Source organism: Finegoldia dalianensis (assembly GCF_046255015.1).
Lineage (GTDB): Bacteria > Bacillota > Clostridia > Tissierellales > Peptoniphilaceae > Finegoldia > Finegoldia magna.
On sequence record NZ_JBDLBQ010000001.1, the window covers coordinates 181,548 to 206,512 of the forward strand.

General features: G+C 27.2%; 23 protein-coding genes. 14 read left to right on the plus strand and 9 right to left on the minus strand.

Annotated features, from left to right (window positions below; translation table 11 throughout):
• Positions 1–48: 48 nt before the first annotated feature.
• The 13 genes from ABDJ34_RS01050 to ABDJ34_RS01110 all read left to right on the plus strand — a co-directional run bounded on the left by ABDJ34_RS01050 (position 49) and on the right by ABDJ34_RS01110 (position 15,502).
• A complete protein-coding gene (locus tag ABDJ34_RS01050; RefSeq protein WP_265583425.1) occupies positions 49–714 on the plus strand; it encodes a diacylglycerol kinase in 666 nt (221 codons plus the stop codon).
• Between the two features lie 7 nt (positions 715–721).
• Positions 722–1,117, plus strand: coding sequence for a cytidine deaminase (gene cdd, locus ABDJ34_RS01055; protein ID WP_094205654.1), 396 nt, complete (start codon positions 722–724; stop codon positions 1,115–1,117).
• Positions 1,110–1,994 (plus strand): GTPase Era, encoded by an 885-nt coding sequence (era, locus tag ABDJ34_RS01060; RefSeq protein ID WP_094205655.1) that lies wholly within the window; start codon positions 1,110–1,112, stop codon positions 1,992–1,994. Before cdd ends, era begins: the two co-directional genes overlap by 8 nt.
• Positions 1,994–2,698: a DNA repair protein RecO gene (recO, locus tag ABDJ34_RS01065; RefSeq protein ID WP_412701087.1), complete on the plus strand. Its 705-nt coding sequence runs from the start codon at positions 1,994–1,996 to the stop codon at positions 2,696–2,698. The genes era and recO overlap by 1 nt, the downstream gene beginning before the upstream one ends.
• Before the next feature lie 9 nt (positions 2,699–2,707).
• On the plus strand, positions 2,708–4,396 hold the full coding sequence (locus ABDJ34_RS01070) for a glycine--tRNA ligase subunit beta (protein ID WP_412701088.1): 1,689 nt from the start codon (positions 2,708–2,710) through the stop codon (positions 4,394–4,396).
• Between the two features lie 10 nt (positions 4,397–4,406).
• Positions 4,407–5,198, plus strand: coding sequence for a pyruvate, water dikinase regulatory protein (locus ABDJ34_RS01075; RefSeq protein ID WP_353317152.1), 792 nt, complete (start codon positions 4,407–4,409; stop codon positions 5,196–5,198).
• Between the two features lie 90 nt (positions 5,199–5,288).
• On the plus strand, positions 5,289–6,725 hold the full coding sequence (locus ABDJ34_RS01080; protein ID WP_353317153.1) for a PASTA domain-containing protein: 1,437 nt from the start codon (positions 5,289–5,291) through the stop codon (positions 6,723–6,725).
• Position 6,726: 1 nt separating this feature from the next.
• Positions 6,727–7,401 (plus strand): protein phosphatase 2C domain-containing protein, encoded by a 675-nt coding sequence (locus ABDJ34_RS01085; protein WP_412701089.1) that lies wholly within the window; start codon positions 6,727–6,729, stop codon positions 7,399–7,401.
• A 56-nt stretch (positions 7,402–7,457) separates the two neighbouring features.
• Positions 7,458–8,843 carry a tRNA (N6-isopentenyl adenosine(37)-C2)-methylthiotransferase MiaB gene (gene miaB, locus ABDJ34_RS01090; protein ID WP_412701090.1) on the plus strand — a complete coding sequence of 462 codons (1,386 nt, stop codon included), beginning with the start codon at positions 7,458–7,460 and terminating at the stop codon, positions 8,841–8,843.
• A gap of 1 nt (position 8,844) precedes the next feature.
• Positions 8,845–11,424 (plus strand): DNA mismatch repair protein MutS, encoded by a 2,580-nt coding sequence (gene mutS, locus ABDJ34_RS01095; protein WP_412701091.1) that lies wholly within the window; start codon positions 8,845–8,847, stop codon positions 11,422–11,424.
• Positions 11,417–13,300, plus strand: coding sequence for a DNA mismatch repair endonuclease MutL (gene mutL / locus ABDJ34_RS01100; protein ID WP_412701092.1), 1,884 nt, complete (start codon positions 11,417–11,419; stop codon positions 13,298–13,300). Before mutS ends, mutL begins: the two co-directional genes overlap by 8 nt.
• Positions 13,297–14,241 carry a tRNA (adenosine(37)-N6)-dimethylallyltransferase MiaA gene (gene miaA / locus ABDJ34_RS01105; RefSeq protein WP_353317158.1) on the plus strand — a complete coding sequence of 315 codons (945 nt, stop codon included), beginning with the start codon at positions 13,297–13,299 and terminating at the stop codon, positions 14,239–14,241. Before mutL ends, miaA begins: the two co-directional genes overlap by 4 nt.
• Positions 14,228–15,502: a methionine gamma-lyase family protein gene (locus ABDJ34_RS01110; protein WP_412701093.1), complete on the plus strand. Its 1,275-nt coding sequence runs from the start codon at positions 14,228–14,230 to the stop codon at positions 15,500–15,502. Before miaA ends, ABDJ34_RS01110 begins: the two co-directional genes overlap by 14 nt.
• A gap of 50 nt (positions 15,503–15,552) precedes the next feature.
• Here the strand turns inward: ABDJ34_RS01110 and lexA are convergent, their stop codons facing one another.
• Positions 15,553–16,179, minus strand: a complete 627-nt coding sequence (lexA, locus tag ABDJ34_RS01115) for a transcriptional repressor LexA (protein WP_002836400.1) — start codon at positions 16,177–16,179, stop codon at positions 15,553–15,555.
• 174 nt (positions 16,180–16,353) lie between these two features.
• Between lexA and ABDJ34_RS01120 the strand changes: the two genes are divergently transcribed.
• Positions 16,354–16,665 (plus strand): LysM peptidoglycan-binding domain-containing protein, encoded by a 312-nt coding sequence (locus tag ABDJ34_RS01120; RefSeq protein WP_412701094.1) that lies wholly within the window; start codon positions 16,354–16,356, stop codon positions 16,663–16,665.
• A gap of 75 nt (positions 16,666–16,740) precedes the next feature.
• Here ABDJ34_RS01120 and ABDJ34_RS01125 read toward each other — a convergent pair whose 3' ends face one another.
• From ABDJ34_RS01125 to ABDJ34_RS01160, 8 genes are all read right to left on the minus strand, one after another.
• Positions 16,741–17,721 carry a tyrosine recombinase XerC gene (locus tag ABDJ34_RS01125; protein ID WP_227905275.1) on the minus strand — a complete coding sequence of 327 codons (981 nt, stop codon included), beginning with the start codon at positions 17,719–17,721 and terminating at the stop codon, positions 16,741–16,743.
• A 116-nt stretch (positions 17,722–17,837) separates the two neighbouring features.
• A complete protein-coding gene (locus ABDJ34_RS01130) occupies positions 17,838–19,004 on the minus strand; it encodes a pyridoxal phosphate-dependent aminotransferase (RefSeq protein WP_412701095.1) in 1,167 nt (388 codons plus the stop codon).
• On the minus strand, positions 18,991–19,812 hold the full coding sequence (locus tag ABDJ34_RS01135) for a PHP domain-containing protein (RefSeq protein WP_412701096.1): 822 nt from the start codon (positions 19,810–19,812) through the stop codon (positions 18,991–18,993). The genes ABDJ34_RS01130 and ABDJ34_RS01135 overlap by 14 nt, the downstream gene beginning before the upstream one ends.
• A 68-nt stretch (positions 19,813–19,880) precedes the next feature.
• Positions 19,881–21,422 carry a ribonuclease Y gene (rny, locus tag ABDJ34_RS01140; RefSeq protein ID WP_353317163.1) on the minus strand — a complete coding sequence of 514 codons (1,542 nt, stop codon included), beginning with the start codon at positions 21,420–21,422 and terminating at the stop codon, positions 19,881–19,883.
• A gap of 118 nt (positions 21,423–21,540) precedes the next feature.
• Positions 21,541–22,203 carry a chromosome partitioning protein ParA gene (locus ABDJ34_RS01145; protein ID WP_353317164.1) on the minus strand — a complete coding sequence of 221 codons (663 nt, stop codon included), beginning with the start codon at positions 22,201–22,203 and terminating at the stop codon, positions 21,541–21,543.
• Positions 22,190–22,429, minus strand: a complete 240-nt coding sequence (locus tag ABDJ34_RS01150) for a hypothetical protein (RefSeq protein ID WP_353317165.1) — start codon at positions 22,427–22,429, stop codon at positions 22,190–22,192. Before ABDJ34_RS01150 ends, ABDJ34_RS01145 begins: the two co-directional genes overlap by 14 nt.
• Positions 22,429–24,012 (minus strand): AAA family ATPase, encoded by a 1,584-nt coding sequence (locus ABDJ34_RS01155; protein WP_353317166.1) that lies wholly within the window; start codon positions 24,010–24,012, stop codon positions 22,429–22,431. The genes ABDJ34_RS01150 and ABDJ34_RS01155 overlap by 1 nt, the downstream gene beginning before the upstream one ends.
• Positions 24,012–24,962: a metallophosphoesterase family protein gene (locus ABDJ34_RS01160; RefSeq protein WP_412701097.1), complete on the minus strand. Its 951-nt coding sequence runs from the start codon at positions 24,960–24,962 to the stop codon at positions 24,012–24,014. Before ABDJ34_RS01160 ends, ABDJ34_RS01155 begins: the two co-directional genes overlap by 1 nt.
• Positions 24,963–24,965: the final 3 nt, after the last annotated feature.

A 24,965-nucleotide genomic window follows, 5' to 3' on the forward strand; every position in this document is an offset into this window, starting at 1 on the left:
AAAAATATTTCTAAAAATACTTCTTTTATTACTAGTTTTCAATATGCAATGGATGGAATTATTCATTGTTTGAAAAATGAAAGAAATTTTAGAACTGACATTTTGATGACCGTTCTGGTTATGATTGCATCATTAATGTTTGACTTATCAAGGGTAGAAATGGCTTGTTTGTGCATAACTATAACATTTATATTAATGGCAGAAATGATTAACACCGCCATTGAAACGATTGTTGATTTGATTTATGACAAGTATGATGATAAAGCAAAAATAGCAAAAGATGTAGGTGCAGGGGCTGTACTACTAGCTGCTTTTAATTCTATTTTTGTAGGTTATTTTATGTTTTATGATAGGATTGTACCACTTAGTCATACAGCAGTTATAAAATTGCAGAACTCACCAACTCATTTGACATTTATAGCTTTGATTTTGGTAGTTGTTATAACTTTAGTTTTAAAAAGTTTTATATATCAGAATAAATGGACTTATTTGCAAGGTGGAAGCGTGAGTGGTCACGCATCGGTTTCTTTTTGCAGCGCTACAATAATTGCTCTTCTTGCTAATAATACATTAGTGACAATACTATCATATTTTATAGCTTTTTTGGTTGCAGAAAGTAGAGTAGAAGGAAAAATTCATACACTGAGTCAAGTTATAGTTGGTGGTATAATTGGGACATTAGTGGCAATATTATTATTTAAAGTAATTATTTAGGAGTATTATGGAAATTAATAAAATGTATAAAATTGCATTGCAATATAAACAAAACGCATACACGCCATATTCTAATTACAACGTAGGATGTTGTGTCAAAGACAAGGAAGGAAACTATTATGGAGGTTGTAATATTGAAAATGCTTCATTCAGTCCGACTATTTGTGCTGAAAGAACAGCAATTTCGAAGATGGTTTCTGAAGGATTTAAATTAATAGATACTATTTTAATAATTGGAGATTCTGATTTTACGTATCCTTGTGGTGTTTGTAGACAAGTAATTAAAGAATTTTCTAACGAAGATACCAAAATAATAATAGCTAAAAATGAAAATGAGTATAAAATTTATAATATTGAAGATTTATTACCTCATGGTTTTAGTGGAGATGATGTAAATGTTTAAATCTGGATTTGTTTCAGTTATAGGTAGAAGTAATGTGGGGAAATCAACTCTTTTGAATAGAATTTTAGGAGAAAAACTAACAATTATTTCTGACAAACCTCAAACTACTAGAAATAAAATACAATTGATATATACTGACGAAAATATGCAAGCAATATTTTTAGATACTCCAGGGATACAAACACCAAAAAATAAACTTGGAGATTATATGCTTAAAGTATCGATGTCAACTTTGAACGAAGTTGATGTTATAACATATATCGTAGATACTACTGAAGAAATAGGAAAGCTAGACTCTGAAATTATTAAAAAATTAAAATTAGTTAATACAAAAATCATTCTACTAATCAATAAAACAGATAAAATATCAAGCGATAATGTCAATGAAATAGTAGAAATGTACAGTAAAGTTGGAATATTTGAAGAAATAATTCCAATAAGTGCATTAAATGGGGATAATGTAGAAGGTTATTTAACTTCTTTAAAAAATAATTTGCCTGAAGGGCCAATGTATTATGACAAAGATAGCGTAACAGATCAACCTATTAGACAAATTGTACAAGAACTAATTAGGGAAAAAGCACTAATAAATTTATCTGATGAATTACCACATGGAATAGCTATAACTATTGAAAAATTCAAAGAAAGACAAGATAAGAATCTAATTGATATAGATGCTACTATTATTGTTGAGAAAAAAAGCCATAAGGGCATGGTAATTGGTAAAAAAGGATCAATGATTAAAAAAATTGGAACTGATGCCAGAATTGATATTGAACAATTATTAGACGCAAAAGTAAATCTAAAACTATGGGTTAAAATAGATGAAGAATGGAGAAATAAAGATTCTAGATTAAGGTATTTGGGTTATAACTAATGGAACAAGATTACATCAAGACACAAGCTATTGTGTTGGAGCATATAATTTATGGAGAAAATTCTATAATTTTGAATGTTTTCAGTAAAGAAGAAGGTATTATTGGAATTTTCATCAATAATATTAATTCCATGAAATCAATTATAGAATTTAATGTTCTGTCAGTGAATGATTTTACCTTAAAAAAAGGAAATCAATTCTATTATTTAGTGGATTATGATTTAATTAACTCTAATTTTAATATAAGAACAAACTATAAATCAGAATTATTTAGTTTGGTTATAGTTGATTTAATAAAGTCAATTTTTTACAATGAAGTTTGCAATGAAAAAGTATACGCTTTGATATTGAAAACAGTAATATTCTTATCCAAATATTCTGAAGATCAATACGCTTTAATAAATGCGTTTATTTTGAAACTTGTATCATATCTTGGATATCAACCTAGTATGTTTTATCAAAATAGTCACAACAGGTTTTATTTAGATGGTGGATTTGTAGATTCTGACGGAGAATACTACCAAATAGATAATTTACACGCAAAATATATGATATACTTAATGAAAAATAGGTATGATGACATAGTTAATAAAAAGTATGAATCTATAAATGAAAACGAAATTTTAAAATTTTTGTTAAAATACACGATGAACAATTTTGGAATTGAATATTTGGGGTCATTAGGCTACCTTGAATATTTATAAGGAGAAATAATGTATAACTTATTAATAGATATAGTGACTAATAATATTCCCGAGAATTTTATAGGATTTATAAATAGATCACTTGACGAAAAAATAAGAAAAGAATTAAAAAAACTGCAATTAGTATATTCAAATATAGATTTGGATACAATAAAAGATCATTTTTTTATTTACATTACTAATATAGAAAATCTAGGATATACACTAGAAAATTACGAAAATGTAATAAATAAAGCTATTGATTCGGTAAATTTCAAATACAAATATGATTCTGAAAGTTTATCATTTAGAGAGTCTATCTTGTACATTAAAATTTTTAATGAAAAAGAAAAGAAAACAATAGAATTCAAAGGCTTAAAAGAAGATAAAGATGACAGCTTAGTTAATTCTTCTACTTTTAACAATTTTTCTTCAGAGTTACGAAAAAATCAAATAATATTAAAAAAAGAAGAAAGATTACAATCATTTGAAAAAAGCGCTAATAAACTTGCTAGAGCAAATGGTTGTTCAATTATTAATAACAAAAGCATACTCAACGAATACGCAAATAAATTTGATTATCCTGTAAGCGTTGAAGGATCATTTGACGAAAAATATTTGTGTATCGATAAATCAATACTTTATACAGTTTTGATGGAGAATTTTACGGTATTACCAATGGAATTCGATAACGGTAATAGTTCAAACTTTTTTGTTTACTCTAAAAACAAGAGTTCTGAAGATTCCCATATTTTGATTAAAGAAATTAATGACAAATTAGAAGAAATAAATAATTTGATAAACCAAAAATCAGATAGAAAACTTGAAGACTTTGTTGAGGATTTGAAAACAGTCAATTATATCAATAATTATGGTAACTTTTATGACAAAACTCAAAGACTAATAAAGATATCAATTGAATTATGTAAAATGCTATCAGTTAGTAACGAAACTATTGATTCTGTTAGAAGGATAGCATTTTTATGTAAAGCGGATAAAGCAACTGGAATTGTACAAAAATGTCCTTATTTACACGGCTTAATTGGAAAACTATATGCTAAGTCTGATGGCGAAGATAAAACTGTTTATGACGGAGTATATGAACACATTAAACCGAGATTCATATCTGAAAACATTCCAAATTCAACTGCTGCTAGAATTGTTGCAATTTCTGATAAAATGGAATATGTTATGTCTTACATAATATCTAGTAGTGATGATAATTTTAAATATAATTATAAGTTAAGAAAAACTATAACATCTGTGATTTCAATAATACTTAGATCAGAATTAGATTTTAATTTAAGTGATTTTATTACTAAAATCTTATATGTATTTCTCCAAGACAAGGGAATAGTAGATTATGAGTATTTTGAAAAAAGTATAAAAGGAATTATTCTTGATGTTTACAGGGATGAATGTATAAAATTAGGGTATGATTTTGATGAAGTTGATGTGATAAATTATAACAATTTAAATATTTTTAAGTTAAATCGTTTATTGACTAATCTTCATGACATAAACACAAAAAACAATGGCAAGTTAATGATTCAAATTATAAAGATGTTGGAGGTAAACTCTAGTGAGTGCAAGTATACTCCGATGGAATTAGATACCAATAATTTGTGCAATTTATTAGAAAAATTAGCAAACTGTTCTGATGAAGACTTACCTTACTATAAATTAATTTTCAAAGGTGTATTTAAGAAAATAAATTAAGGAGAATGTTATGAATAAAACCATGGTAGTTATTTCTGATTCCACGGGTGAAACAGCGAATCAAGTTTTGGATGCTGTTAAAGTTCATTTTGATATTAAAAATGTTAGAATAAAAAAATTCTCAAAAATTATTAGAAGAGAACAGATTGATGAAATATTAAACGAAATTAATGGAGAAATCCTAATATTTTCAACAATCGTAGATCGTGATTTGCTGAATTATTTGATTGAGAAAACAGAAATGAATGAATCGATTTATTTAGTAGATGTTCTATCATATCCTATATTAGTTTCAAGTAAGTTTTTTAAGCAACAACCTAAATTCGATATTGGATTAAATAGAAAAGTTGACCAAGAATATCTTGAAAAGATGGAAGCTTTAGAATTTGCAGTAAAATATGATGATTGTAAGGATAAATTTGGTATTTTAAAAGCTGATATTATATTAATAGGAGTTTCAAGAACTTCAAAAACGCCATTGAGTTTAAATTTAGCATTCAAAAATTATAAAGTATGTAATATTCCAATTTTACCAGAAGTAGAAGTCCCATCTGAATTATTCAAAGTTGATAAGAAAAAAATTATTGGTTTGATTATTGACTCTGATAAACTTAATAATATCAGAGAAAATCGAATGGCTAAAATTGGTTTGCAATTAGGCTACTCAGATGATTCAAGGATAGAAAAAGAGCTTGATTATGCAAAAGAAATTATGAACAAGATAGGCTGTAAAATAATTAATGTTACGGATAAAACAATTGACGAAACCTCTAATGAAATAATTTCATATATTGATAAATAACAGTAAAATTTAAGTTCTCATTTTTTGAGAGCTTTTTTTGTTTTAGCTATTGAATTATGATAAAATATTAAGAGAATACTGGAGGTAAATGTGGAAAATAGTAGATACGAAATTCAAAGAAAAATAAATGAAGACAAATTTTCTACTACATTTAAAGCTTATGATAAAAAATTAAATAGATACCTTAGTTTCAAGGATTATAACGACAAAAAATATTTTGATTCATTATCAAATAATTTAAAATCTTTATCAAACTTACATCATCCTAATATTCTTGAAATGTATGACCTAATGATTAGTTCTAATAATAAGTGTTTTTTAACTTATGAGTTTTTTGATGGAATATCATTGGATAATTTGTTCAAAAGAAAGAATGTTTCAGAGCCATTTATATTAGATATTTTAAGAAAGATTTTATTATCTTTAATTTATTCTGAAAATAATGGAATATTTTTTGGAAATTTACGAATTTATAATATGTTAGTAGATGAAAATAATAATCTTAAGATTGATATTTTTAAAAACTTTGATGGTAAAAATTTTGGAGATAGTAAATCTCAGTTAAATTATAATATAAGCGTATTATTAGAAATTCTGGAAAATTCTAATATAGATATAGAAAATAGTAATTTGAATAGCTTTTATCAAAAGCTAAGAAATAATTCTTATGATGATACACAAGGTATTATGAAAGATTTAAATGAAATTAATAATTATAAAATGACAGGTTCAAATAATGATTCTATAGATAATACAATTAAATTAGATTTAAAAAATGAGCATGAGAAAAATATGTCCTATAAAATAGATGAAAATTTATTTGAGGAAGAAGAGATAAAAAATAAAAAGAAATCACATAATTATCTTAAGTCTTTTTTAGTGTATTTTACATCTGTATTATTAGCTTTTTTTGCTGCTGCAGTAATTATTTTTTGTTATAATTTGAGGCCAAAAGCACCTGATTATGTTGGGAAAAACTTAAGGCTTGCTGTTGACCAAGCTACAGCAAATGACATTGAATTAGTTGTGGACAAATCAGTAAGCGTGGACAAGTCAGATTTTAATAAATATGTGGTTATTGGTCAGAGTCCAAAAGTTGGCGATAAGCTTTTATTTAAGAAAAAAATTAAGGTAGAACTTGGATTAGAAAAAGAAGACACAATGATTAACTTAATTGGTTTAAATTTGAAAAAAGCTAAAAAAGAGCTATCTAATCTAGGTGTAAATGTTAAGAAAGTTAGATACAAAAAAAGCTCAGTATATGATGAAGGTGTAGTAATTGCCCAAAGTATTGATGCTGGAAGAAAAATTCAAAATGGAGATTTCATAACTATAACTGTAAGTTCTGGTAAAATAAGAAAAACAGAAACTATTGAAGATGAATACACTCCACCTGAAGAAAATGAAAGACCTAATGAAGATGAAACTGATAACTCTAGTATAAATAATAATGATTCTAATTCAAATAATAATCAAGAATTTGATAATGAAAATACTAGAAAAAACGAAAATAACAGTGGGGAATAAAATGGAGTATTTTTCTATTTCATATAAGGGTGATTTTAGAGAAAAAAATGAAGACTACTTTAAAAATGAAACTTTCAAAGATTCTAAAATATTTTTAATAGCGGATGGAATGGGAGGATGCAAATATGGTGAAAAAGCATCAGAAATTGCTGTTGAAGAGTTTTTGATTTGTTTTAAAAATCATTATGAGGAAAAACTTAGCATGAAAGATTTGATTTATGGATCAATTCATCATGCAGGTTATAAAATTTTGGATTTCTCAAATTCAAATAATTGTCTAAATAATATAGGAACAACATTCTTAGCCTCTATTATTAAAGAAAATACGATGTATTTATTTAATGTTGGAGATAGCAGAGCTTATTTACAAAATGAATATGGGTTTTATCAAATATCAAAAGACCATGTTGTAAAAAACAATGAAAATCTTAAAAATGCTATAACAAGAGGACTTGGTTTTTTGAGTATGGATAAACCTGATTATATAATTAAAGAATTAAGCGATGATGACCAAATATTAATGGCGACAGATGGTTTTTACAAATTCATTGATAATAGGAGTATTGAATATATTTTGAAATCAAACTTAAACGTAAAAGAAAAATGCAATACATTATTAAAAAATGTAATTAATAAATCTGATGATAATATAACAATTACATTAATTAAAATATAGAAATTATTTATAAGCTGTCGAATATCGATGGCTTATATTTTATAAAGGAGATTTAAATGGAAGAAAACAATAATAAATTGCCTTCAAATTCTTATGTTAATTTATTTATAAATAGACACCAACATACCCCAACTTATTCGATAATTACTCATGGTTGTCAAATGAACGAGCATGATTCTGAAAAAATCAAAACATTACTAGAAAATATGGGGTTTGAACAATCTGATGAAAAATTAGATGCAGATTTTATAATTTTTAATACTTGTTTGGTAAGAGAAAATGCAGAAATGAAAGTCTATGGACAATTGGGAGCATTAAAAAACTTAAAAAGAGAGAATCCCGATATGCTAATCGCTGTATGTGGATGTATGATGCAGACTGGTCCAGCAAGAGATATAATTAGAGAAAGATATCCACAGGTAGATATAGTCTTTGGAGTAAATAACATAAATTCATTACCATATCTTATAGATAGACACCTAAGCAGCGGAAAATTAGTTGTAGATATTGAAAGAAAAGATGATATTGACGAAGATATTGCTATCAAAAGAGACAATGAATATGTTGGATATGTAAATATAATGACAGGATGCAATAACTTTTGCACTTATTGCATAGTCCCTTATGCAAGAGGTAGAGAACAAAGTAGATCTGTTGAAAGTATTTTATCTGAAGTGAAAAGAATGGTAGATCAAGGCTATAAAGATATAACTTTACTTGGGCAAAATGTAAATTCTTACGGAAAAACTCTTGATAAACCTGTTACGTTTACAGAATTATTAACTAAGGTTAATGATGTTGAAGGACTTGAAAGATTAAGATTTTTGACAAGTCATCCTAAAGATATCTCGGATGAATTAATTGACGCTATGGGTAAATTAGATAAAGTTTGCGAAAACATTCATCTACCTTTTCAAGCTGGGTCAAATTCGGTTTTAGAAAGAATGCACAGAAGATATACTAAGGAATCTTACTTAGAGAAGATAGAAAAATTAAAGAAAAGCGTACAAGGAATTACTTTTTCAACAGACATTATAGTAGGATTTCCTGGAGAAACAGAAGAAGATTTTCAAGACACTTTAGATGTGGTTAGAAAGGTTGGATACGAACAAGCTTTTACATTTAAATATAACAGAAGACCAGGAACAAAAGCTGACTTGTTTGAAGATCAAGTTGATGAAGATGTAAAACAAGATAGATTAGATAGACTTTTGGATGTTGCTTATCCGATTTTTTACGAGAAGAACAAATCATACCTTGGTACTATACAAGAAGTATTAATTGAAGGGGAAAGTAAGAATAATCCAGAAGTAATGACAGGAAGAACTAGAACATTTAAGTTAGTAAATGTTAAATGTGATAAATCTTATATAGGGAAATTAATAAATACAAAAATTGTAGATTTTAATTCTTTTGCATTAACAGGGGAAATGGTGGATTAATATGGGTTATACTCCTATGATTAAACAATACAAAGAAATAAAAGAACAGAACAAAGATTGTATATTATTTTTTAGATTAGGAGATTTCTACGAAATGTTCTTTGAAGATGCATTACTAGCTTCCAAAGAACTTGAAATTGTTTTGACACAAAGAGACTGTGGAGAAAACCAAAAATGTCCAATGTGTGGTATTCCTTACCATGTGAGTGATGTATATATTAATAAATTGGTATCAAAAGGATATAAGGTTGCTATATGTGAACAACTTGAAGATCCTAAATTGGTAAAAGGTTTAGTTAAAAGAGGAATCATTAAAATCTATACTCCTGCTACAGTAATAGAAAATGAAAATTCTGACACTGGAAATTTTAATTACTTGATGAGTATTTCAAGAAAATTAAATGAAGTAGCTATTTCATATATAGATATTTCAACAGGTAATATTTCGTATACTAATAATACATCTGATGATATTTATAAAATAATCGAAAACGAGATTTCAAAAATTACTCCAAAAGAAATAATATTTAATGATCATGAGTTTTCTGTTAAATCATTAGAAACAATAGCAACTAAGTTTTCTATTGTATTAACAACTGTTAATAATAGCACTAATGCTTTAGATTTCATTAATAGCAAGATAAAATACGATAATAGCAACAGTGAAACAACTAATATTTGTGTTGCGAATTTATTAAAATATGTATTCAGATATCAAGAGGATTTAGTTCATATCAATAGCTCTAGTAAATATTATATTAATGAGTTTATGGAAATTGATTCTAATAGCGTTATTAATCTAGAAATTCAAAAAAACTTATATACAAATTCTAAAAATGGTAGTTTGTTCGGAGTATTGAATCATACAAAAACTTCTATGGGATCTAGACTATTGCATAGTTATCTAGAAAGACCATTGATGGATAAAGAAGAAATTCTAACTAGACAAAATAGAGTTGAAGAAATTTTTGAAGATTATGAGTTATTAGTTAATTTAGAAGATTGCCTAGATGGTATATACGATTTGGATAGGCTGATAGCTAAATTATCATATAAAAGTGCCAATGCCAAGGATTTAATTGCTCTAAAGGTTTCTATTGAAAAGATTCCTTATTTAAAAAATCTTTTAAATTGCAATAAGAAAAACATGCAATTATTAGGAGAAAAATTAGATGATTTACAAGATATATACGATTTAATTGATAAATCAATAGTTGATGATCCTCCAATAACTTTGACAGAAGGAAACTTAATAAAATCTAATTTTTCTACTGAATTGGATCAGTTGAGATATAACAGGGTGAATGGAAAAAATGAATTAGTAGAATACGAAATGTCTGAAAAAGATAGATTAGGAATTAAAAACTTAAAAATTGTATTTAATAAAAAACTTGGTTACTTCATAGATGTAACCAAATCTAACTTAAATAAAGTTGGAGATGATTATGAAAAAAGACAAACATTAACTAATTCATCAAGATTTAAGACTAAACAATTAGAAGCTATAGAATCAAAAATATTAGATTCTGAGGATGAAATCTTTGAACTTGAATATAAGATATTTGAGAATATTAGAAAAATGATTCTAGAGAATTTGTCTAGAATAAAAAAATCAGCTGATCTGATTGCAATCATTGATGTGTCAAATTCACTTGCTAAATGTGCTTATTTGAATAATTATATTAAGCCTGATATCAATACTTATGGATTAATTGATGTACTAGAATCCAGGCATCCTATAGTGGAGTTAAGTGTGGGTCAATCTGAATTTATAGCTAATGATATTTTAATAGGATCAGGGAAAAATGATATACAGTTAATTACTGGACCTAATATGAGTGGTAAATCTACGTATCTTAGACAAGTAGCCCTAATTTGCATATTGAACCAAATTGGTTCATTCGTACCCGCTACCAAGGCAAATATTTCGATTGTGGACAAGATTTTCACAAGAATTGGATCAAGCGATAATTTATTTAAAGGTGAATCTACTTTCATGGTAGAAATGAAAGAAATGAGCAATATTATCAAGTATGCTACTTCAAATAGTTTGTTAGTTCTAGATGAAATAGGTCGAGGTACATCGACATTTGATGGACTTAGTCTTGCGTGGGCTATCGTTGAATATATTTCAAAGAATATAAAAGCAAAAACTTTGTTTGCAACTCATTATCATGAACTTACAGAATTAGAAAAAAAGTTGGATAATCTCATTAATATGAAAGTCGATATAAAAGAAACTAATGACTCTATTATATTTTTAAGAAAAATAAGTAGAGGTTCGACTGATAAAAGCTATGGTATTGAAGTAGCTGAGTTAGCTGGAATGCCAAAGACTCTCATAAAACGTGCAAAATCAATTTTAAAAGAAATTGACAAGGAAGATACTAAAATTGATTTGCCAATTGCAGATTTTACAGTTAATAACGATGATGACGATGAAAAAAACATTAATGAATTGGAAAATTTCAAGGATGAAATTAAAAGTATTAATATAAATGAGATTACTCCTCTTCAGTCCCTACAACTTTTGAATGAGCTTGTTATTAAGGCTTCGAAATTAGGTGATAAAGATGATTAAGTTATTGTCAGAAGATACAATTCAAAAAATCGCAGCAGGTGAAGTTATTGAAAGACCTGTTTCAGTTATAAAAGAGTTGGTTGAAAACTCTATAGATGCTGGAAGTGATACCATTGTTGTAGAAATTAAAAATGGTGGGAAAGATTTTATATCTGTTAGCGATAATGGTTCTGGAATTGAAAAAAATGAAATAGAATTAGCATTTAAAAGACACTCAACTAGTAAGCTTGAAAAATTTGATGATTTGTATGATATAAGGACATTAGGTTTTAGAGGAGAAGCGTTAGCTAGTATTCTTGCTGTGAGTAAACTTTCTGTTAGTACGAGAACAAAATCAGAAAAAATAGGGAAGAAAGTTGAGTTTAGAAATTCAAAGGTTATAAGTGAATCTGATGTTGCAATGAATGTAGGAACTAAGATAATAATCAAGGATCTATTTTACAATGTGCCTGTAAGAAAAAAATTTATGAAGTCAGACCAGACAGAAGCAAATCTAATAACAACTACAATGTACAAATTTGCTATTTGCAATACAGAAGTTTCAATTAAATACATTAAGGATAACAAAACTCTGTTTGAGACTAAAAAGAATTCTTCAATTAGGGAGAATATTATTAACTTATTTGGTACTTCGATGTCAAATAATTTAATTGATATAGATATAAATTCACGAGATTACAAAATCCATGGCTATATTTCAAATAATAATTTGTATAGAGCTAATAGACAAATGCAATATATATTTCTAAATGGAAGATTTGTTAAATCTGAAGACATAAGAAATACTGTAGAATCTAATTATAAATCTGTAATACCTAATGGAAGATTTCCATTATTTTGGTTGTTTTTTGAAATAAATCCAAAGCTTGTAGATGTTAATGTTCATCCAAATAAACAAAAAGTTAAAATTTCTATTTTAGATGAAATATTGGAAGATCTTAATAAAAAAGTTAGATTTTTATTAGAAAATAATTCACGAATTGCAAATATTAGCCAGTCAATTCCTGATGATGACAAGTACAAAGATTTAAGAAAAAATTATTTTGAATCTGATTCTAACTTAACTAACTATAAATACGATAAGGTATCAGAGCCAACTTATTCTTATAACCTTTTTAATGATAATTCAAAATTAAGCAATTTGAGAAATATAAAATATAAAGATGAAGCAGAAGATATTATCAGAAAGCCAAAAACTACCGAAGATTTTTTTGGTGCTAACAAGATAGTAAATCAAAATAATTTATTTAATAAAGATAGTGAACAAATTAAAGTTGAATCTTCTTTAAAAAAATATGAAAAATTTGATATACTAACAGTTTTATTCAAAACGTATATTTTAGCTAAGGATGAGTTTGACAGTAAAATATATTTGTTTGATCAACATGCATGTCATGAGAGAATTAATTATGAAAAATTAACAAAACAAATCCAAGATAAAGAAGTAATATCTCAAAATTTAGCTTTTCCAATTAATATATCTTTAACTGATGAATTAATGGAAATATATACGAATAACAAGAATATATTTGAAGAATTGGGATATGAAAGTGATGTTTTTTCAGATGATTCCGTTGTTATTCGTGCTGTTCCTTATTTATTTGGAAATTCAAATGCTGAGTTTTTATTTACTGATATTTTGGATACTATTGCTAAGAATTCAAATGATCCTTTTGACGTAATAGAGTCTAAAGTAATAAAGAGATCTTGTAAAATGAGCGTAAAAGCCGGCGATACATTAAGTAACTTTGAAATAATTAAACTTTTAGAAGATTTATTTAAATGTGAATATCCATTAACTTGTCCTCATGGAAGGCCAACTTTTATTGAAATGAATGAAAAAGATTTAGAAAAAATGTTTATGAGGATAAAATGAAAAAAAAATGTATTGTAATCGTCGGACCTACTGGAGTAGGGAAGACCAGGTTGAGTATTTTTTTAGCAAAAAGATTAAACAGTCAGATTATTTCTGCAGATTCTATGCAAATCTATAAGTATATGGATATTGGTACTGCAAAAGTCGAACTAAAATATCAGAAAGAAATAAAACATCATTTGATAGATATAGTTGAACCAGATGAGAATTTTAATGTAGAGCAATTTCAAATCCTTTGCATAGAAAAAATTGAAGAAATTTCATCTAAAAACAAAATTCCAATTATTGTTGGAGGAACAGGATTATATATCAATTCTATAACACATAAATTAGAGTTTAACACTGTTAAGTCTGATGAAAAATTAAGATATGAATTGGAAAATATTGCAGAATCACAAGGTAATCAAAAACTTCACGAAATCTTAGAAGATATAGACACTGAGTCGGCAAATAAAATTCATATGAACAATGTCAGACGTGTTATTAGAGCAATTGAAGTGTATAAGCTTACTGGTCATAAATTTAGCGAAATAAATGACAAATTCGATCATTATAACGATGATTATGATTTTTATATAATTGGATTAAATGATGATAGACATATCCTTTATGAAAGGATTAATCAAAGAGTGGATGATATGATCGATGAAGGCTTTATGGCCGAATGTAAGTACATTTATGAAATGACAGATGAAAATTCCCAATCAATACAAGCTATAGGTTACAGAGAAGCTTTCATGTATTTGAATAATGAGATCTCTTTTAAAGATATGGTTAGTTTAATGAAAAAAAATAGCAGAAAATATGCCAAGAGACAATTAACTTGGTTCAGACAAGATGAAAGAATTCATTGGATGAATTTGAAAGATTTTAAAAAATTTGAAGATATTGAAAAAATTTGTTTGGAAAATGTGAAAGAATGGTTATATGATAAAAGATAAAATAAAAGAATGGTATGATGTAGATGATTATAGCTACGATACAGTAATAAAAAGTAATAATCAACTATCAGATAAATTTAAAGAATTGGAGAATTTGGAGTTTGTTAATCAACTTAAGGTTTTGAAAGCTTTCCAAGATAATAAGTTACAAGCTACAGATTTTGCATCAACAACTGGATACGGATATGGAGACGTTGGAAGAGATAAATGTGAAGCGATTTTTAGGGATATTTTTAAGGCAGAAGACTGTCTTGTTAGACCTTCAATTGCTTCTGGAACCCACGCTTTAAGCTTATTGATGAAGGGCGTATTATTACCTGGAGATAAGTTGTTATATATTACGGGTTTGCCTTACGATACATTACAAGAAGTGATAGGCATAGAAGGTAATTCACCATGCAATTTAAAAGAGTATGGTATTGACTTTGACTATGTCGATTTGGTAGATAATAATATAGATTTAGAATCTGTAGAATCTAAAATAGACTCTTCGGTAAAAATGATTGCTATTCAAAGATCAACAGGATATAGCTTGAGAAATGCTATAAATATTGAACAAATTGAAAAAGCGGCTAAATTTATCAAAGAAAAATTTCCCGAAATTATCATCATGGTTGACAACTGTTACGGAGAGTTCACTGAATACAAAGAACCTATTGAGGTTGGATGTGATGTTATTGCTGGATCTTTAATAAAAAATCCAGGTGGTGGAATAGCGCTTTCTGGTGGATATATTGCTGGTAAAAAATCCATCATCGATAGGGTAGCGAATACATTAACAGCACCAGGAATAGGGAAGGAAGTAGGAATAACTTTTGGCACTACTAGAAACACACTGCAAGGGTTATTTATGGCTCCCAAGATTACAATAGAAGCTATGAAATCAGCATTATTATTTTCTCATGTATTTAAAAAATTGGGATTTAAAACAATACCTGATGTGGAAGATAAAAGAAGTGATATAATTTGTGCGATTATTTTAAAAAATGAAGAAAGAGTTGTTGAATTTTGTAGATCTATTCAAGAATCATCTGTTGTAGATTCACACGTAGTTCCTTATCCTTGGGATATGCCAGGATATGATGATAAAGTTATAATGGCATCTGGAAGCTTTATTGATGGTTCTAGTATAGAGATTTCAGCTGACGGTCCATTAAGAGAGCCATATGTAGCTTATTTTCAAGGATCACTAAGTTATAATCAAGCATTACTTGCTTGTATGAAAGTTGTTAAGAATTTAAAAAATAAAAATCTAATCTAAATTAATAAAAGCCTTCCTATTGCAAAATAAGAAGGCTTTCTTGGTATTATTTAATAAATAGTTCTGTATAGGCCAATAACTTTTCCTAAAATTTCTACATCTTTTACAATAATAGGATACATAGTTGAATTAGAAGGTCTTAGTTCAATATGGTCTGAATGTCTGTAAAACCTTTTAACAGTTGCTGATTCATCCATTAATGCAACGACAATATCTCCATTATTTGCAGTATTTTGTTTTCGTACAATTATCTTATCACCGTTTAATATTCCATCTTCAATCATAGATTCTCCTTGGACTTTCAAAATAAATACTACACCTTGTGATGTATATTCAATAGGAAGAGGAAATGTATCTTCGACATTTTCTATGGCCAAAATTGGCATTCCAGCTTGAACTTTTCCAACAATAGGAACATCTATAGTCTCTTTTTTTATTTCGTTTTCTTGTTCTTCATAAACACTATCTATAATTTCTAAAGCTCTATTTTTTAAAGGATCTCTTCTTAAATAACCCTTCATTTCTAATTTCAAAATATTGTTATGAACAGTTGATGTAGAATTGATATTCAAACTATCACCAATTTCACGAATAGCAGGGGGATATCCTTTGTAATCTATATATCTTTTTATAAATTTTAATATTTCTATTTGCTTAGAGGTTAAATCATCGTACATTAATATACTCCTTTTCTATTCTTTTCTTGATTATATCATATTTCTTCAAGAAATGAAACATTTGTTTCCTTTTTTAATAGAACATAAAAATTTTTGTTGACATATAAGAACATATGTTGTAGAATAAAAACATAGAACATATGTACAGAAAATAGTTTCTGAACGGGAGGAAATATGAAAAAATATAAAATTACAAATAAGTTCAAATTTTTTAGATTTATATCGATTTGTTTTGTAGCATTGTCTTTGATGATTTTAGTATTAACGTCTAATCTTAGTTATGGTAATTATCAGAATCAAGAATATAACACTGAGTATTATATCGTAGAACCATCAGATTCATTATGGAAAATTTCTATAAAATTCAAACCAGATAATATGAGTACAAGACAATTTATATCTATAATAAAACAATACAATAGATTTATAGAGGGTAGCTCAATTAAAGTAGGCGAACATTTGAACATACCTTTAATAAATAAATAAGATACTGTTATACTCCTAATACTATCTAATAACAGTAATGAAGATCAAGCGCATGTCTTGATCTTTTTGTTTTTCTTACTTATTATTTTTTAAATCGTTGTTCAAGCTATTAAGAGGGTTCTTATTTACTGCATTTCTTAAACTATTATTATCTACATGTGTGTAAATTTGTGTTGTTGACACTGATTCATGTCCTAAAATCTCTTGTAATACTTTTATATCGACATCACCATATTGATACATTAAAGTAGCTGCTGTGTGGCGTAATTTATGAACACTGTATATACTAGTGTCAAATCCACCAACTTTTAAATAATGTTCTATTCTGTACTGTATTGCACGATTGCTCATTCGATTTCTTTTTTTGCTGATAAATAGTGCGTCATTATCGATTTCTGGTCTTATTTTAAGATAATTATCTAAAGCATCTAAACACATATCATTTAGATAAACAGTTCTTTCTTTGTTTCCTTTACCGATAACTCTCAATGTATTTGTTTTTATATGATCGATGTTTATGCTACTAAGCTCTGATAGTCTCATGCCACAGTTTAAAAATAACACTGTAATACAGTAATCACGAGCTTTTATTTCTTCATCTTTTTCACGTAGTATAACTTTAAGTAAATTTAGTGATTCATCTAGAGTAAGATATACTGGTTGTCTAATATTTTTTTTTGGCGAATCTAAGAGTTCTGCAGGGTTTATTATATCAAGTTTTCTAATATTGATAAGATACTTATAAAACGTTCTGATACTAGAAGTTTTACGACTGCGTGTAGACGAACCATTGGATCTATTATGATCTAAAAATCCCATAAAAGAATGCAGATCAATAACATCAATATTTTTGAAAAAATTCAAATCTACATTAGAAGAATCAATCTGAACAATATCATCAAATGATTTTAATTTTATATTTTGCTTACGCGCTATAATGTATTTAATCATTAAATTGATATCGTAAGCATATTCTTTAACTGTATTTGACGAACGTCCTTTAATAGTTTCTAAGTAGTCTAAAAAGTCCATAAGTATCATAGGATAGCTATTCATAGTTCATAGTACCTCCAAATTTTTCATATACAATGTCACAAAATTATTATTTTGTGACATTGTAATTTTATCAAAAACCTCCTCTATTGTCAAAAAAATATAGCAATTAAAATTTGCTATATTTTTTGATCTACTATAAAATTTTTTAAGTTTTCTAATCCTTGTTTAATGTCTTCAATACTTGTTGCATAGCTCATTCTAATATATTTGTCGTCTCCAAAAACAATACCTGGTACGAATGCAACGTTATATTTGGAAAGCAATTCATTACATAATTCTAAAGAATTATTAATTGTACTATTATAAAATTGATCTATTTTAATGAATATATAGAATGCTCCTGCTGGATAAATATATTCTATGTCAAATTCATCTAGTTTGGATACTATATAGTCTCTTCTGGACTTAAATTCACCAATCATTTGCTCTACTTCATCAGATTCGTCTTTTAACGCTGTTAAACCGGCTATTTGGCTCAATGTATTAGCATTGGATGTAATATGTCCTTGAAGTCTTTTTATGAGCTTAGAGACCTCATTAGTGCTACAAGAATATCCCAACCTAAATCCAGTCATTGCATAAGCCTTTGAAAAACCATTAATTGTTATTGTTATCTCATTAATTTCATCAGATAATGAGGCTATACTTATAAAATCTTTATCATATGATAATCTTTCGTAAATTTCATCAGATATAATATATACATTATTTTCGACAGCCCAATTACCAATACTAAGTAATTCTTCTTCTGAATAGATAACTCCTGTAGGATTAGAAGGATTATTTAATATAAGACATTTAATGTTTGAGTTTTTATATTGGTTTAATATATCGACATCGACTTTGAAGTTTTCGTTATATGGTAAAATGACAGGCTTACAATCTGTTAATTTACACATTTCAGGATAACTTAACCAATATGGAGATGGTATAAGAACTTCATCATTAGGATTTGTTAATGCAAATAAGCTATTAACTATTGCTTGTTTAGCACCAGTGGATACAACTATAGAATCTTTATCGCATTTTATATGATTACATTTGTTAAGTTTTAAACTTATTTCTTCTCGTAAATTAGGTATTCCGCTAGTATCAGTATATCTCACAATTCCGTTATCCAAGTACTCTAAAGTTTTATCAATTATATATCTTGGAGTCTTGAAGTCTGGTTCTCCAACTGTAAAGTTATAGACTTTTATTCCTTCTTTTTTTAATTTATTAATTTTAGCACTCAACTCAAGTGTTAAAGATGGATTTATACTGTTAATTTTATTTGATAACATAATTGCTCCTTAATTCGTGTAGTTTTTTTATAGATTTAAGTGTTGTATAATTTAATGCAAAATTTCCCATTAAATAGTTACCATCAAACTGCTTTCCATGACAGTCGCTTCCTGCTGTATATATTAGTTTGTTTTTTATAGCTATATTTAAATATTTTTTGATATCAGTAAATGAATGCTTTGAATTAATTACTTCAATTCCATCAATACCCATTTCTATGATATCATCTACAATATTATCATCATTCAATGTTATAGGATGTGCTAAAACACATACTCCATTAGCTGATTTTATAGAATCAATAATGTTTTGTAGTGATGTGAAGTTTTTTGCGACATAACATTTACCTTTTGGAGATAAATATTCGTTAAAAGCTTCGTTTTTATTTTTGCATATATTAATATCTACTAAATATTGAGCTAAATTACTTCTAGAAAAAACTTTATCCTTACTATAATTTAGGACTTTTTCTTTGTCAATTTTGATTCTGAATTTAGCAAAATTTTTCTCAAAAATATCAATTCTATTTGCTCTATCATTTATGGCTAATTCAGAAATTTTTCGTAAGTTTTCATTGGAACTATCTACATAATACCCAAGAATATGTACTTCTTTGTTTTTGTAAGTTATACCAAATTCTACAGCTTTAATGATGTTAGTATTACAAAGTTCTGGATCAGCAGACATTAAAATATCATGATCAGTAATTGCAATTTCATCTATATGATTTTTATTTGCAGTTTTTTGAATTACTTCAATACTTAATCTTCCATCACTTTCTGTAGAATGCACGTGCATATCAATCATTTTTAAATCCTTTTAAAGTTTTTCATATTAGAAGAAGGTCAACAAATGTTGACCTTCTAAGTTAATTCCTATTTTGCGTAATCAGATACCCTATTTTCTCTTATGACATTTACTTTAATTTGTCCAGGATATTCTAATTCACTTTCAATTTTATGAGCTACATCTTTTGCTAATATAACCATAGCGCTTTCATCAATAACTTCTGGTTTAACCATAATTCTGATTTCTCTACCGGCTTGTATAGCATAAGAACTTTCAATACCATCAAATGAATTAGCTATTTGTTCTAGATTTTCTAATCTTTGGATATAGTTTTCCATAGATTCACGTCTAGCTCCAGGTCTTGCTGCTGATATTGCATCAGCAGATTGAACTAATATAGATTCGATACATGTCGGTTCAACATCTCCATGATGAGCCTCAATACAATTGATAACATCTTTAGGCTCTTTGAATCTTTTAGCGGCGTTAACGCCTAGTTCAACGTGTGGTCCTTCGATTTCGTGGTCAATTGCTTTTCCTAAATCGTGAAGTAATCCACCTCTTTTAGCTAATTTCACGTTTACTCCTAGTTCACTTGCAAGCATTCCAGCGATATTAGATACCTCAATAGAATGTTTAAGAACATTTTGTCCATAACTTGTTCTGTAATGTAGTTTACCTAGAATTTTAATCAATTCTGGATGTAAACCATGTACATTAGTTTCATCACAAGCTTCTTCGCCTTTTTCTCTTATAGTATTATCTACTTCTTTCTTGGCTTTTTCAACCATTTCTTCAATTCTAGTAGGATGAATTCTTCCATCAACTATAAGTTTTTCTAAAGCGATTCTTGCAATTTCACGTCTTACAGGATCAAAAGCTGATAATACAACAGCTTCTGGAGTATCATCAATTATTAAATCTACACCTGTTAAAGTTTCAAATGCTCTTATGTTTCTACCTTCACGACCAATGATTCTACCTTTCATATCATCATTAGGTAAATTAACAACAGACACAGTAGATTCCGCTACTTGATCTGCAGCATATCTTTGAATTGATGTACTAATGATTTCTCTTGCAAATTTTTCAGATTCTTCCTTAGTTTTGGATTCGATTTCTTTAATAATAGCAGCTTGCTCACGTATTGTTTCAGATTTAACTCTATCAAGAACAATGTCCTTGGCTTCATCGCTTGTTAATCCTGCAACTTTTTCCAATTCTAATTCCTTTTCATCTATTATGGATTGAATTTTTTGTTGCATATCGTCAGCTTTCTTTAATTCTGAATCTAGCTTTTTATGTTTCTTCTCTAATGATGCATTTTTTCGTTCTAAATTTTCTTCTTTAGAATTAAGTCTATCTTCTTGACGACTGATTTCTTTCAATCGAGATTTGTTTTCACGATCTAAATCACTTTTCATCTTAAAGATTTCATCTTTTGCTTCTACTAATAGTTCTTTTTTCTTAGCTTCAGCATCTTTGTTTGCATCTTCAATTATTTTAACAGCATAATCTTCAGCGCTTCTGATTTTTTTCTCAGCCATGCTTTTTCTCAAAAAGAAACCTATTACAATACCTAATATTGCAGCAAGAATACCAATTATTAAAGATGTCGCGGTGCTCATAAATACACCCCCTTTATTCAATTTTCAATATTCATTAAATAAATCTTTTGGATAAATTTACTCTTTTAGTGTAGTACAAATACCGTTGATTGTCAATATTTAGATATATAATAGAAAATTATATAACATCTATTTCAGATGTATTATTTCTATTTGTAATTCTATAGTTAATATCTCCAATAGCAGATAAGTGAGCGTTATGGGAAATCATTATAATTTGTTTATTGTATTCTTCACTAATTTCATTGATAAAATTTGCTACATTGTGTATATAGTCTTCACTAACATGCTTACAAGGTTCATCAAGTACAATAATATTGGCAAGACTATTCTCATACAACATGATAAAAGAAATTCTTAGTGCCAAAGAAACTATGTCTACTACTCCCCCACCTCTAGCATCGACAATATCGTAGGTAAAAGTTTTGATCTCACCATCAATATCCAAGTCCTCTTCTATAAAAAACTTGGCAGAAGGATTGTTATTTTTAATTTTTATTTCGATTTTAAAATTCATTTCTTTTTCAAAAATATAACTTAAACATCTACTTACAAGGTTTTCTATTTGAATTTTAGCTTGTTCTCTTGAATATTCTGAAGTCTTGTCATAGAGCATTTTGATGATCTCAAGTTTTTCTATTTGCTTTTCAAGGGCATCAATGCTTTTTTTTGTAGCTAATATTTCTTCTTCTATTGATTTTTTTACCGCTAATTCACTTTGATACTTAATTTCCAGAGAAGTGATTTTGGATTGAATTTGAGTTAAATCAAATTTTTGCATCAGGAAGAAGCTCCTCAGCTTTTTGTAAATCTTGTTCGATTTGATTTTGAAGTTTAGTAATTTCTGATTCAAGATTTTCAGGATCTATATTTAATTCTTTCAACTGGTTAAGTATATCTTCTTTTTGCTTCTCTAAATTTTCTAACGCAATTTCGGCTCTATTTTTTTCTTCTTTAGCTTTATCAAGTCTTTCTTTTATGTTGTTAAAACGTTCATTAGTATTCATTATTTCCTTAACTCCTTTACTATTTGAGTAACATGATTTTCATCTATTTCACTTAGACAAAATGGACATATTTTTTCTTTGTAAAGATTTTCTTTGTATTTATTTATCAAGTCATCTATTAAAAAATTACATTCAGCTAATAGTATAGTATTCTGTTGATAAATCTCTTGTTTTTCATCTAAGGTGTTTTTTATTATTTTTAGTTTGGTTAACAATTCGAAAGCTTTGTTAATATTTAATAATATAATTTGTAAATTATTGATAGAATTCAATTTATCTAATTTATCATTTTGGTCTAAAATGATTTTATTAATTTTTAGATATGAAATGTTAAGTTTATATAGTTGTATATATTTTTCTTTGTTTCTATCAATTCTATTTGTTAATTCTGATACTTTAGATGTATTAATACTTGTTAATACCTGACTATTATCCCTTATTTCTTGGTTAATTCTATAGTAATTTTCATTTAAATTAGATAACTGATTTAAAATTTGGATATCATTTTGAGTATTTAATAAGATATTATAGGATTTATGCACTTGTTTAAATTTTTCTAATTTACTTTCATAATTTTTAAAACTACTATTTACATAAGTAAATCTTTCATGTAATGGTTTTAAAAACTTCAATAGTGTAAGATTTTTATCGATGCTATCAATAATTTCTGATACCAAATCCGTATATCTTAAATTATTCAATTTTACATTACTAGATTTGATACCTTTTATTATTTGCTGATAATACTCATATAATTGATTAAGTTTTGAGAAGGAAGAAATATTATCTTCTGTATTCTGCAAAGTTTCTGAACAAATATCTAGTCCCTTGTATTTATCTAAGTATTTATAACCATTTTTAATCCTGACATTTAATTCAGAAAGTTTAATGGATAATGTTTTCAATATATTTAATTTTTCAAAATTTTTGGCTAAATTATTGTATAAAACTTTTAGGTTGTCAATTTTTATTTTTTCTTCATTTAAATAATCATATTTATTTAGAGATTCTTCTTTTTCGTTGATAAAACTTTTTTTAAAATTTAATTCTCCTTTTGTGCTTTTTATTTCTCTTGAGACATTTCTGGATGCATTGTCTAGTATATCAATATTTACTAGTTTCCCGATAGCATTTGCTTTTGTAGAATCTGTTTCTGACAGTAAAAATGAATTTTCTAATTGTGAAGCGATTAAAATATTGTATTTCTCGTTCAAGAGATTAACTTTTTTAAAAAGAAAATCATTTTGAATTTCTGATGGTATTTCTCTACCGAAGTTTTCATATTTCTTAATATCTTCACTATCAGGATTGTTTTTAATGTAGTAATAATTAGTATTACCTTTTCTACCTCTTAAAATAAAATTACCGTTGTTAAATACAATTTTGACTTCAACATTATTGTATCCATTTCTGATTAATAAATCCGTTGTGTAATCATTGAATAAGACCCATGATAGAGCTCTTATCAAGGCGGTTTTCCCACTATCAGAAGCACCTGTAATTAAGTTTACTTTTTCTGAAAGCTCAAAATGACCTTGTTCGTATGACTGAAAATTAGTTAAATATATATCGGTAATATACATTATTCTATTCTCCTTATGGCTTCATCAATAATTTCTTCATCTATTTTCATTTCTCTTCCTATGGATTTTAAGTTGTTATTGATGTCTATAATCGGATTGCTTGATAACATTGATAGTCTTTCTTTTATATCTAGTAGGCTTTTGTTTTTAATAGAATACGGGTTTAATTTATCATTAGAAAAAATTTCACTACTATTTTTAGCACTTTTTAGAAAAATTTCTTCAATTTTGATATCATTTTTTGTAAGTTCGATTATCAAGACCTTAGGTATTCTTTTTCTTTCTGATTCAGTATTAGTCATTCTAGCAATACTTCCTGGATTTGCAAAAAACTTTTCATTGACCTTTACAGTTTTAAATCCAGTATGATAGTGACCACTTAAAACAATATCACAATCAGTATCCATAATTTGATCGATTAAAGTATACTCAATTTGTTCAATAAATTTCTTATACAATAAAAAGCTGTGTATCATTAGTATATGATAGTCTACATTATCTAATCTTTTAGGATAATAATAGGATTTATCAGATGAATCAATATCATGAGTATATGGTTGGCCAGATATTTGAACCCTCAAACCATCCCTTTCCATGATAATAGGATTATCTTCTTCAACTAGTTCTAATACATCTAATGAATTGTATAGTCCCATCATAGCTCTATCTATAGAGTTTGGATTATAACCATATATATCATGATTCCCACTTATTATGTGAATTTTCTTCGGAAAAGTTTGAAATAATTTACCAAATTTAGATGCTGTTTTTATTCCAACATCTGCTTTATCAAACAAATCTCCACCGTGAAGTATCATGTCAACATTTTCATTTATTGATATTTCTCTTATTTCTTCAATTTTTTTATAAATAGAATCTTCGTAATCGTCAATTCTAGATCTAGGATTTCTAGATTTTATATGTGTATCTGTAAAAAATAATATCTTCATAAT